We start from the raw sequence: 11,635 nt of genomic DNA, 5'->3' as shown, positions 1-11,635 counted from the left end.
ACGAACCCGAAAAACCCTCAGTTTCTTGAAGCTCGCCGCGACCATCCGGGCCTAAATTCAGCGCATCGCATCATTTGGCAAGGAAGGCAATCATGCAAGAAATCACCCGTGACGTCGTCATTATCGGGGCCGGCCCCGCAGGCCTTACCGCCGCACGCCGACTCACCCAGGCCGGCAAGACCGTCGCCGTTCTCGAGGCGCGCGACCGCGTTGGCGGCCGCACCTGGTCGGACACCATCGACGGTGCCTTCTTCGAAATCGGCGGCCAGTGGATCTCCCCCGACCAGACCGCGATCAGCGGCATGGCGAAGGAACTCGGCCTCGAGCTGTTCGACCGCTACCGCGAGGGCGACGCCGTCTACATCGCCCCGGACGGCACCCGCACCGAATACTCCGGCGTCGAGCTCCCCGTAGAAGACTCGGCCCAGGCCGGGATGGAAGCCGCTCGCGCCGAACTCAACCGCCTCGCCGCCGAGGTCGACCCCGCTGCCCCGTGGGACCACCCGCGCGCCGCCGAGTTCGACAAGATCTCGTTCGAGGACTGGCTGCGCGAGGTCACCGGCACCGACATCGGCCGCATCACCACCGCCACGTTCATCGCCGGCGGCATGCTCACCAAGCCCGCGCACACCTTCTCGCTCCTCCAGGCCCTCCTCATGGCGTCCTCCGCGGGCTCGTTCGACAACCTGCTCGACGACGACTTCATCCTCGACAAGCGCGTCATCGGCGGCATGCAGTCCGTGTCGATCCGCATGGCCGAAGAACTCGGCGACGACGTGCTCCTCAACAATCCCGTCCGCACCCTGCACTGGTCGGATGCGGGCCCCGGCAACCCGTCGCAGGTCACCGCGGTGACTGACTCGGTCGCGGTCCACGCGCGCCACGCGATCCTCGCGATTCCCCCGAACCTGTACTCGCGCATCCAGTATGTGCCCGCGCTGCCTCGCACCCAGCAGATCGCGCACCAGCACCACTCGATGGGCCTCGTGATCAAGGTCCACGCCGCCTACGACCGCCCGTTCTGGCGCGACAAGGGCCTGTCCGGCACCGGTTTTGGCCCGGGTCACACCGTGCAAGAGGTGTACGACAACTCGAACCACGGCGAGGAGCGCGGTACGCTCGTCGGGTTCGTCGTCGACGTCACCGCCGAGGCGATGTGGGCGCTGCCCGAGGAAGAGCGCAAGCAGACCATCCTGCGCGGGCTCGCGGACTACCTCGGTGAGGAAGCCATGCATCCGGTCGCGTTCTACCTTTCCGACTGGGGTGCCGAGGAGTGGACTCGCGGTGCGTACGCGTGCAGCTACGACCTCGGAGGCCTCAGCCGCTGGGGCGCGACCCAGAACCTGCCCGTGGGCCCGATCTTCTTCGCGAGCTCGGACATCCAGGGCATCGGGTATCAGCACGTCGACGGCGCGGTGCGCATCGGCGGCGACACCGCCCAGCGCATCCTCGAGGCCGAATCGGCACCCGAGCAGGCACCTGCATCGGAGGCGGTAGAAGCGTGACCCAGCACACTGCCAAGGGCCCGTCGACGGCGACGAAGAGCCTCTCGCTCAAGGGCCTGTCCAAGGGCAAGATCGGTGCCTTCGCGGGCGCGATCATCGGCATCTCCTGTATCGCACCCGCCTACACGATGACCTCGGGCCTCGGCCCGACCATCGCCGAGGCTGGCTTCCAGGCGCCTGTCGTCCTCCTCATCGGGTTCATCCCGATGCTGTTCGTGCTAATGGGTTACCGCGAGCTGAACACCTCAATGCCGGACTCGGGCACGACCTTCACATGGTCCACCCGTGCGTTCGGCCCGTGGATCGGCTGGATGGCGGGCTGGGGCCTCGTGGCCGCGACGGCACTCGTGCTCTCGAACCTCGCCGCCGTGGCGGTCGACTTCCTCTTTATCGGGCTCTCGCAGATCTTCAACAACCCCGAGATCGCCGACCTCACGCGAAACCTGTTGATCAACATCCCGATCGTCGCCGTCCTTACCGCGCTGGCCGCCTACATCGCGTATCGCGGTGCCGAAGACACGAAGCGCGTGCAGTACACGCTCGTCGGGCTCCAGGCGATCGCGGTCGTCTGGTTCCTGATTGCCGCGACCGTCAAGATCGTCCAGGGCGACGCGTACGACTACACGCCCGTCTCGTGGGACTGGTTCAATCCGGCGCTCCTCGGCGACAGCAGCGGTTTCAGTCTGTCGACGCTCGCCGCCGCGTTGTCGCTGTCGATCTTCATGTACTGGGGCTGGGACGTCATCCTCACCATGAATGAGGAGACGAAGGACCCGCGCCGCACCCCTGGTCGCGCGGCACTCCTCACGATCGGCATCATCGTCGTGACGTACCTGCTCACCACCATCGCGGTGCTCTCGTACGCCGGTCTGAACGAGAGCGGCCCCGGCGCGGGCAACCCCGATAACCAGGAGTCGATCTTCGCGACACTCGCGCCGGAGATCATGGGTCCGTTCGCGTTGATCATGTCGATCGCGATCTTCGCGAGCTCCTCGGCGTCGCTGCAGTCCACGCTCATCTCCCCCGCGCGCACTCTGCAGGCCATGTCGCACTACGGCGCCGCTCCGAAGGACTTTGGGAAGCTTTCGAAGTTCAAGACGCCCGGTCACGCAACCTTCTGGGCCGCCACCGCCTCGGTCGTGTTCTACGTGATCATGCGAATCGTGTCGGAGGATGCGCTGTGGGACACCATCACGGCAATGGGCATCATGGTGTGCTTCTACTACGGCATCACCGGGCTCGCGGCGTTCTGGTACTTCCGCGGCACGTGGTTCGATAGCACCGCGAACTTCTTCCGCAGGTTCTTGCTGCCGCTACTTGGTGGCGTCGCACTGCTGCTGATGTTCTTCCAGACGCTCTACGACTCGATGGATCCGGACTATGGCTCAGGGAACGCGGTGTTCGCCACCACGCTGCCGGATGGCACGCAGGAAGGCGGCGTCGGCGTCGTGTTCTTCGCCGGGATGCTCATCCTGGGGGTTGGCGTGATCCTCATGCTGCTGCAGTCGATCAAGAACCGCGCGTTCTTCCGCGGCGAGGAGATCGAGCGCGGCTCAGTGCTGCAGGAGACCGAGATGGTGCCCTTCAAGGCCGAGGAGGTCGGCAACGAGATGGCTGAGGAAGGCAAGGTCGCCGAGTAGGGCGACGTCTCACTCGCTAGACGCCCGTCACTCGTTCGCAATCCGCGGATTCGAGTGGCGGGCGTGTAGTCCGTCCAGCATCGCCTGTAGGCCGAGGTTGAACGTGTACTCGCCGGTGTCCCACTCGGGGTCGGCAATCACCTCGTTGTGTGCCTCGACGATCGCGGTAAGGATGGGTGCCGCCTTCGAGTGCTCCCCCGTGAAATAGATGTCGTTGGGCGCGGCCGCGTCAAACGCCGCCCCGAAGATGAACGACTCGAGCGCGGAGATGGTGTGCAGCACATCCCGCACCAGCCAGCCTTCAGCGCGCAATCCATATGCGACGCGCTCATACATCCGCGCCGAGGCCTCCGCTTTCCGCAGCGGCACCGTCGCTGTGATTTCCACGAACCAGGGATTCTCACGCAGCAGCCGGTAGTAGCTCCAGGCCCACTTCTCGGTCGCGGCGCGCCATGGCTCGGAGCCGAAACCGGATGCATCTAGCTGGTTCGCGATCGCCTCCTGCACCCACACGAGCACCGTCGCGCGCGAGTCGGTGTGGTTATAGAGCGCACTTGGTGAAACACCGAGCCGTGCGGCGAGCGCGCTCATCGTCAGAGCCCGCAGACCGCCCGCTTTGAGTAAGGCGATCGCGGCGTCGGTGATGCGCGCGCGGTTCAGAACCGCTTGCCGCGGACGCCCCGCACCTCGTTTCGCCATTGAAGCGGCGGGTTTTTCATCCTGCACAGGAACCGGGACCCCTCACTACCAACTTTCGGGTGGATTGCAGTCCATGCCAAGAGGCATACACTGACTGACGCAACGATGCATTTACAACGATAAGTGAGGACGAGGATGTCAGCACCCGAGGGCGACAAGATCGAAAAACTGATCAACCCGATCGAGACGTACCCGCCGAGCCCTGAGTTCATCGACGGGACGAAGATTCCGGCAGATATTCGCGAGCGCGCGGCCGCAGACCGGCTGGCGTTTTGGGCTGACCAGGCTCGCGAACTCGAGTGGGAGACGCCCTTCACGGAGGTCCTGGACTGGTCAAACCCGCCGTTCGCGAAGTGGTTCGCGGATGGCAAGCTCAACGTCGCAGTGAACTGCGTCGACCGCCACGTGCACGCCGGCCGCGGCGACAAGGTCGCGATCCACTGGATCGGAGAGCCAGGCGATACCCGCACGATCACGTACAACGACCTCTACGCCGAGGTGCAGCGTGCCGCCAACATGCTTGAGGATCTCGGCATCAAGGCTGGCGACGTCGTCACGCTCTACCTGCCGATGCTGCCCGAGACGATTTTCGCGATGCTCGCGTGTGCGCGCATCGGCGCGACGCACTCGGTGATCTTCGGCGGGTTCTCGGCGAGCGCGATTCGCTCGCGCGTCGACAACGCAAATGCGCGCCTCATCATCACCGCGGACGGCTCGCTCCGCAAGGGTCGTCAGTTCCCGCTCAAGGAGACCGTCGACGAGGCGCTCGCAGAGCCGGGGCACACGATCGAAAAGGTCATCGTGATCAAGCGTGCCGAGAAGGACATCGAGATGATCGAGGGCCGGGATCTCTGGTGGCACGACACGATCGCGACCGCAGCCGAGACCCACGAGCCCCAGGCCTTCGACGCCGAGCATCCCCTGTTCATCCTGCACACCTCGGGCACCACCGGCGCGCCGAAGGGCCTATGGCACTCCTCGGGTGGCTACCTCACGCAGACGGCCTTCACGTTCCGCACGTCGTTTGATCTGCGCGACGACGACGTCTTCTGGTGCTCCGCCGACGTCGGCTGGGTTACTGGCCACAGCTACATCGCGTACGGCCCGCTCGCGAACGGCGCCACGCAGGTCATGTACGAGGGTGCCCACGACTTCCCGACGCTCGACCGCTGGTTTGAGATCATCGAGCAGTACAAGGTCACGACCTTCTACACCGCACCGACCGCGATCCGCGGCTACATGAAGAGCGGCCGCGAGATCCCGCTGCGACACGACCTCTCGAGCATCCGCCTGCTCGGTTCGGTAGGCGAACCGATCAACCCGGAGGCGTGGGAGTGGTTCCGCGAGGTCATTGGCGCTGACCGCACCCCGGTCGTCGACACCTGGTGGCAGACCGAGACAGGCTCCCACATGATCGCGCCCATCCCGACACTGGATGCGCTGAAGCCGGGCTCGGGCCAGAAGCCGGTTCCCGGAATCTCGGTCGAGGTCATCGACGAGCAGGGCAATCGCGTCGATCCCGGCGAGATGGGTCTGCTCACCATCACCGAGCCGTGGCCCTCGATGGCCCGCGGCATCTGGGGCGACGACCAGCGCTTCATCGAGACGTATTGGTCGCAGTACCCCGGCCGCTACTTCGCGGGCGACGGCGCTGGCGTCGACCTCGACGGCGACCTGTGGCTGCTCGGCCGCGTCGACGACGTCATGAACGTGTCGGGCCACCGGCTCTCCACCGCCGAGATCGAGTCGGCACTCGTCGATCACGACCTCGTTGCCGAGTCGGCGGTGATTGGCGCCGCCGACGAGACCACTGGCCAGGCGGTCGTGAGCTTCGTCGTGCTGAAAGATTCGCAGCGCGAGGCCGCCGCACAGGTGGATGTTGAGGCCGAGTTGCGCGGATTCGTCGCGAAGCGCATCGGCGCGATTGCGCGCCCACGCCAAGTCTTTGTCGTCGCGGAGCTGCCGAAGACTCGCTCCGGGAAGATCATGCGTCGCCTGCTGAAGAACGTCGCGGACGGCAAGCCTGCAGGCGACACCTCGACGCTCACGGATGCGAGTGTCATGGATGCGATCGAGCAGCAGGTGCTCGCGCGCCACGCCTAAGCGGAAAGGTCCTCGAGACACAAAAGGTCCTCGAGTAGCGAAGCGTATCGAGAGGTGGCGCCAGTCGGCTCGCCTCTCGATACGGCCTTCGGCCTACTCGAGGACCTTGTGGTTACTCGAGGACCTTCGACGCTTCGAGGACCTTGTGATTACTCGTAGGCGACGGTGACTTCGAGCTCAACCGGCGAGTTCAGCGGCAGCACCGCGACGCCGACCGCCGAGCGCACGTGCTTGCCCAGCTCGCCGAACGCCTCACCGATCAGTTCCGAGGCACCGTTCGCGACCTGCGGCTGGGCCGTGAAGGATGCATCCGACGCGACAAAGACCGTGACCTTGAGCACACGGGTTACTCGGTCGAGGTCGCCGATGACCTGCTTGATGGACGCGAGCGCGTTCAGCGCGGAGACGGCCGCGAGGTCCTGTGCATCCTCGAGCGATACCTCGGCCCCAACCTTGCCGGTCGTGGGGAGCGAGCCCTCGACGAATGGCAGCTGGCCAGACGTGTAGACGAGCCCATCATGTTCAAGGGCAGGAACGTAGGCACCTGCGGGCGCTGCCACCGGAGGCAGGCTCACGCTCATCTGGCCTAGCTTTTCTTCAATACGGCTCATCCGTTGGTCTCCTCAGTTGTGGTTGGTTCGGCGTCGAGCGGTCGCTTCATGTAGGCGACCGAGCCGCCCTGCTCGTTCATGACAATTTGTACGAGTTCCCACCCTTGCTTGCCCCAATTGTTCAGGATTGCGCCCGGGGTGTGGACAGGCAGTGGCGTGATGAAATACTCCCATTTTTGCAATGAGCGGCCTTTCATTGGCGGTCAGACGGCACCACTTCGCGAAGCGCTTGGAGCGAACCAAAGCTGGGAGTCCGTGACCGTATTGATCATTTCGCTTTACCCTAGTTCCTATGTCTAAGAACTCCTCGACTGCGCCAAAGCGCAATGTCCTAGCCACCGTGCTGGGCATGTTGGGCATGAGCGGTATCGCTGGTGTCCTCGTTGCGGCGCTGATCACGCCAGTAATCGCGGTCGCCGGCGTCGCCGCGAACTCCACGATTACCCTCTTCGAATCGCTTCCTTCCTACCTGCAGATTCAACCGCTGCAGCAAAAGACGGAGCTCTACGCGACGAGGGATGGTGAACGAGAAAAGATCGCCGAGTTCTATTCGCAGAACCGCGTCGAGGTTCCCCTCGACCAGATTTCGCCATACGTGGCCGCGGCCGCCGTCTCGACCGAGGACCCGCGCTTCTACGAGCACGGCGGTGTCGATGTCATTTCCGCGGCCCGCGCGCTCGTCGTCGGCCTGATCGGCGACGACGGTGGTGGTGCATCCACCATCACGATGCAGTACGTCCGCAACCAGCGCGTGCAGGCGGCAGAGGCCATTCTCGACCCCGTGCAGCAGCAGCAGGCGTACGAGGAAGCGACCGAGGTTTCCATGGGACGAAAGCTCCAGGAAATGCGCCTCGCGATCGGTGTCGAGCAGCAGTACAACGACAAGGACAAGATCCTCGAGGGCTACCTCAACATTGCCCTCTTCGGTGGCCAGACCTACGGCATCGAGTCGGCCGCCCAGTACTACTTCGGTAAGCCCGCCAAGGACCTCACGCTGCCCGAATCCGCGACGCTCGTCGGCATGGTGCAGAACCCGAATGCGTTCCGGATCGACTACCCGGAGAACCTCGAAGACAGTAAGGTTCGCCGCGACTACGTGTTGATGCGTATGGAAGACGAGGGCGCGATCACGACGGCCGAGTACGAGGAAGCGGTCGCGACCCCGATTGAGCCGAACATCACGCCGACTCAGCACGGCTGCATGAACGCAGAGGAGAACTCGCAGTTCTTCTGCGACTACGTGCAGAAAACGATCCTGAACGACCCCGCGTTCGGTTCGACCTACGAGGAACGCCTCTTCAACTTCCAGACCAAGGGCTACCAGATCGACACTACGCTGGACCTTGACCTGCAGGCGGACCTCACCAACGCGATCGACAGCAACGTCCCGCAGTCGCTCGACTACATGGACATCGGTGCCGCGGCCTCGGTCGTGCAGCCCGGTACAGGGCACGTCCTCGCAATGCAGCAGAACAAGGAGTTCGACGAGACAGACGCTGCAGCGGACAACCCTGCCCTCACCGCGGTGAACTACAACACCGACTACAACTACGGCGGCTCGAGCGGCTTCCAGGTGGGATCGACATACAAGATCTTCACGTTGGCGAACTGGCTCCAATCCGGCCATTCTCTGCGTGAATCCATCAACGCGGCGCCGACGACCTTCAACCTCTCTAATTTCCAAGACTCGTGCAACGGTCCCTGGGGCGGCTCCTGGACCCTGCAGAACTACGCGGGCCAGAAGTACGGTTCGATGGATGCGGTCGAGGCGACACGAAACTCCATCAACACCGCGTATGTCGCGATGGGTGAAAAGCTCGACCAGTGTGTGACCGGCGACATTGCGATGGCGCTCGGCGCCCACCGCGCCGACGGTAACCCGAACAACACCACCCCTGCTGCCATCCTTGGTGCGAACGAAGTTGCGCCACTGTCGATGGCCACCGCGGTCGCGGCGATCGCAAATGACGGCGTGTCCTGCTCGCCGATCTCGATCACCAGCATCTCGCTGCGCGATGGCACCGAGATCACACCGCCCGAAAGCAAATGTGAACAGGCCATTAGCCCCGAAGTTGCCCACGGTGTCGCATACGCGATGGAATCCGTGATGGACAGCGGTACGGGTACCCAGTCGAACCCCGGCCTCGGGCCGATCATTGGTAAGACCGGAACCGCGGATGACGACCTCGACACCTGGATGATCGCGTCGACCACCGGTGTGGCCTCCGCGGTCTGGGTGGGCAACGCTGGTCCGGTTCTCGTTGACGGCGGCGACCCCGAGGACCCGAATGACTACATCCGAGTGTCCACGGTCAACGCCGGCCTCAACAATGCCCGTCACCCGATCACGAACGCGATCATGGCGAGCGCGATCCCCGAATACGGCGCCGAGGCATTCCCGGACCCACCCGCCGAATCACTCAAGGTCGAAAACGTCATGGTGCCTGATGTCAAGGGCATGACGGTGTCGGAGGCGACCTCGACGCTCGAGGCCGCCGGGTTCAAGGTTGCGGTCGGTGACGAGACCGACTCGGATCAGCCCTCAGGCACAATCGCGTCCTCGAACCCGTCATCCGGAACTCGCTCGCCCAAGGGCTCAACCGTGACGATCCGCCCTTCGAACGGTAAGGGCGCAGAAGGCGACAACCAGGTTGAAGGCGTGCCGATGCCAGAGATCGGCGGCATGACCAAGGACGAGGCCGTGACTGCCCTCTCCGATGCTGGCCTGGGCGATGTCGGCGTCACCTTCAAGTGGAACGGACCAGAAGACGGGAAGGTCAAGAGCACGACTCCCGCGGCTGGCGCCACCGTCTCACCAGACTCAGAAGTGGTGATCGAAGCTGAATAAGCACTCGCTTCTTCGCAACCTTCTCGTCGGGGCCGCTGGCATAACTGCCGGCGGCCTCGCCGTCGGTGCATGGACCATCGGCATCGAACGCCGTCGGTTCACGCTCCGGCGCGAGGAGCTTGCGATCCTGCCCGCCGGCAGCAAACCAGTGGATGTGCTCCACCTCGCCGACTTCCATCTCGCCCCCGGCCAGCGCAAGAAGCAGCGCTTCGTGCAGTCGCTCGCCGAGCTGCGTCCCGATCTCATTGTCGCCACCGGCGACAACCTCGGCCACAAGGATGCGCTCCCCCACCTCGCCGAGATGCTCGAGCCGTTCCGTGGCATTCCGGCGCTTTCCGTGTTTGGGTCGAATGACTATTTCGGCCCGATCTTCAAGAATCCGCTCACGTATCTCATGCCGAGACGCCCGCAACCGAAACGCGTCCGCGACCTCGACGAACGCGCGCTTCGCGAGCTGCTCTTTGACGATCTCGGATGGGTCGATCTCACCAACCGGGCCGAGATTGTGGAGGCCGGTGGCTTGCGCATCCGAACGGTCGGCGTCGACGACCCGCACATCAAGGTGGATCGCCTGCCACAGGCGCTGGAATCGCTCCGTGGCGTCTCTGCGGGTGCCGAGTGGGATCTGACCCTGGGGCTCGTGCATGCGCCGTACCAGCGCATCCTCACGCCGTACGTCGCGGAGGTCGGGGCGGATGCGATCTTCGCCGGTCACACGCACGGCGGCCAGGTGTGCCTCCCGGGTGGACGGGCGATCGTCTCGAACTGCGATCTGCCGACCGAGAAGGCTGGCGGGCTCTCGACGTGGGAGGCCGCCAGCGGTAGCGCGCCGCTGCACGTGTCGCGAGGTCTCGGCACGTCGATCTACTCCCCCGTGCGGCTCTTCTGCCCGCCCGAGGCGACGCTCCTGCGCCTCGTCCCAAAAGCTCGTTAGAACGCCGAATACTCGCTCGTTGAGTAGCCGCGAAGCTGCGACCACCGCGCTCGTTGAGTAGCCGCGAATCGGCGTATCGAAACGAGCAAACGCGCCGATATGCCAGGGCTCTTTCAAAGTCCGGTGATGGTTCTGATCGTGTTCGGGCGTGTGCCAGCATGGCGCAGGGCCGCGGTGATGTTCGTCGCGCCAGCCAAACGGTGCACGGTGATCGCTAGGTTTCGGATCGTGGCCATCAAGTGCGCGGCGTTGCCGGTACGGACCTGGGAAGCATCTTCGCGGTAGGCGGTATCGCGGATCCAATGCAACCGGTTCTCGATACCCCAATGCCCGCGAATGTAGCTCGCTAGGGCGGCGGGGCTGGCCTGTTCGGGTGGCAGCGAGGTGATCACGAACACGTGCTCGCGCGTGGACTCGCGGGTGCGGGGGTTGGTGCGGTCGCGCGTCAATCGCATTGTTTGTGCCGCGTGCGGGAACCTGATTCGCGTCGGGGCGGGCAGGCAGGTCGCTTCCCAGCGAGTGATCCTGCCGTGTTTCTTCTCGGTGTCGAGAAAGCCGGGTTGGTGGTGGGCCCAGTTCTGCTGCATGATCCGATCGCGCAGTGCTCGCTGGTTCGATTTCACGGTGAAGACATAGTGTGCGCCGTGCTCGTGTAACCAGTGTGCGTGGGATGTTTGGGTGTGGAGCGCGTCCGCAGTGACGATCATCCCCTGCAGGTCACCGAGCCTGGCGAGCAGGATCGGGAAGTGCGGGATCTCGTTCGTTTTCTCCGGGATGGGTTCTTGCTCGATCACACAGCCGGTACCGTGATCGAACGCGGCCATCAGGAACACGCGTTGCCCGTTGGCGTGTTTCGCGCCGCGGACTTCTTTGCCGTCGATGGCGACGACCTTGCTGGTGACGGAGTGCTGGTTGCGGGTCCACGCGCCTAAGTGTTCGTCGAGCCAGACCGGGTCGGCGCTGGTCGCGACGCGGTGCATCGTGGCGAGGGAGGGGGTTCGTCCTGATGGGAACGGCCGGGTTTGGGCTTGGTGGGCGGCCCATTCGGTGATCATGGTGAGGGATTTTGCGCCGCAGAGTACCGCGGCCACGAAGATGCTGAGGAGTTCCGCGAATTCGTACCGGCAGCCGCGTCGGGAGCGTGGGTCTGGGGTGGTCGCGAGGAGATTGCGGAGGGCCTCGAAATCGATTTCGGGGACAGCCTCGAAGTCGGTCGGAGCAGTGGTGGTGGCGCAAATCAGGTCGATCAACGATGATGACATGTGAGAACTCCTGTGTTCCAACGGTTGTGGTAA

At 64.3% G+C, this 11,635-nt stretch carries 9 protein-coding genes; 5 read left to right on the top strand and 4 right to left on the bottom strand.

Going from position 1 to position 11,635, the window contains the following annotated elements; genetic code table 11:
- Window positions 1-92 precede the first annotated feature (92 nt).
- Entirely contained in the window at window positions 93-1,505 is a 1,413-nt protein-coding gene (locus GMOLON4_RS14145) for a flavin monoamine oxidase family protein (RefSeq protein ID WP_026937564.1), read from the top strand.
- Window positions 1,502-3,145, top strand: a complete 1,644-nt coding sequence (locus tag GMOLON4_RS14140) for an APC family permease (RefSeq protein ID WP_051267196.1) — start codon at window positions 1,502-1,504, stop codon at window positions 3,143-3,145. Before GMOLON4_RS14145 ends, GMOLON4_RS14140 begins: the two co-directional genes overlap by 4 nt.
- A gap of 27 nt (window positions 3,146-3,172) precedes the next feature.
- On the opposite strand, the gene GMOLON4_RS14135 is transcribed toward GMOLON4_RS14140, so the two are convergent.
- The gene (locus tag GMOLON4_RS14135; protein WP_051267194.1) at window positions 3,173-3,844 is read right to left on the bottom strand and encodes a TetR/AcrR family transcriptional regulator; all 672 of its coding nucleotides are present in this window, start codon (window positions 3,842-3,844) and stop codon (window positions 3,173-3,175) included.
- Between the two features lie 135 nt (window positions 3,845-3,979).
- Between GMOLON4_RS14135 and acs the strand changes: the two genes are divergently transcribed.
- Entirely contained in the window at window positions 3,980-5,947 is a 1,968-nt protein-coding gene (gene acs, locus GMOLON4_RS14130) for an acetate--CoA ligase (protein WP_035733438.1), read from the top strand.
- Window positions 5,948-6,096: 149 nt separating this feature from the next.
- On the opposite strand, the gene GMOLON4_RS14125 is transcribed toward acs, so the two are convergent.
- Window positions 6,097-6,558, bottom strand: a complete 462-nt coding sequence (locus GMOLON4_RS14125) for a RidA family protein (RefSeq protein WP_026937562.1) — start codon at window positions 6,556-6,558, stop codon at window positions 6,097-6,099.
- Window positions 6,555-6,740 carry a DUF4177 domain-containing protein gene (locus tag GMOLON4_RS14120; RefSeq protein WP_026937561.1) on the bottom strand — a complete coding sequence of 62 codons (186 nt, stop codon included), beginning with the start codon at window positions 6,738-6,740 and terminating at the stop codon, window positions 6,555-6,557. The genes GMOLON4_RS14125 and GMOLON4_RS14120 overlap by 4 nt, the downstream gene beginning before the upstream one ends.
- Window positions 6,741-6,850: 110 nt before the next feature.
- On the opposite strand from GMOLON4_RS14120, the gene GMOLON4_RS14115 reads away from it, so the two are divergent.
- Together GMOLON4_RS14115 and GMOLON4_RS14110 are read left to right on the top strand one after the other, a co-directional pair.
- Window positions 6,851-9,406, top strand: a complete 2,556-nt coding sequence (locus GMOLON4_RS14115) for a transglycosylase domain-containing protein (protein WP_051267192.1) — start codon at window positions 6,851-6,853, stop codon at window positions 9,404-9,406.
- 148 nt (window positions 9,407-9,554) lie between these two features.
- Window positions 9,555-10,340: a metallophosphoesterase gene (locus GMOLON4_RS14110; RefSeq protein ID WP_245575520.1), complete on the top strand. Its 786-nt coding sequence runs from the start codon at window positions 9,555-9,557 to the stop codon at window positions 10,338-10,340.
- A gap of 113 nt (window positions 10,341-10,453) precedes the next feature.
- Here GMOLON4_RS14110 and GMOLON4_RS14105 read toward each other — a convergent pair whose 3' ends face one another.
- Entirely contained in the window at window positions 10,454-11,602 is a 1,149-nt protein-coding gene (locus GMOLON4_RS14105) for an ISAs1 family transposase (RefSeq protein ID WP_106486788.1), read from the bottom strand.
- Between the last annotated feature and the right edge of the window lie 33 nt (window positions 11,603-11,635).

This window comes from Gulosibacter molinativorax (assembly GCF_003010915.2).
Classification (GTDB): Bacteria; Actinomycetota; Actinomycetes; order Actinomycetales; family Microbacteriaceae; genus Gulosibacter; species Gulosibacter molinativorax.
This window is presented reverse-complemented; position numbering and strand designations above follow the sequence as displayed.

What these genes read in the sequence shown, in the direction of transcription:
- GMOLON4_RS14115 (WP_051267192.1), top strand. Translation starts at nt 6,851, where the DNA reads ATGTCTAAGAACTCCTCGACTGCGCCAAAGCGCAATGTCCTAGCCACC.
- GMOLON4_RS14125 (WP_026937562.1), bottom strand. Translation starts at nt 6,558, where the DNA reads ATGAGCCGTATTGAAGAAAAGCTAGGCCAGATGAGCGTGAGCCTGCCT.
- acs (WP_035733438.1), top strand. Translation starts at nt 3,980, where the DNA reads ATGTCAGCACCCGAGGGCGACAAGATCGAAAAACTGATCAACCCGATC.
- GMOLON4_RS14135 (WP_051267194.1), bottom strand. Translation starts at nt 3,844, where the DNA reads ATGGCGAAACGAGGTGCGGGGCGTCCGCGGCAAGCGGTTCTGAACCGC.
- GMOLON4_RS14145 (WP_026937564.1), top strand. Translation starts at nt 93, where the DNA reads ATGCAAGAAATCACCCGTGACGTCGTCATTATCGGGGCCGGCCCCGCA.
- GMOLON4_RS14105 (WP_106486788.1), bottom strand. Translation starts at nt 11,602, where the DNA reads ATGTCATCATCGTTGATCGACCTGATTTGCGCCACCACCACTGCTCCG.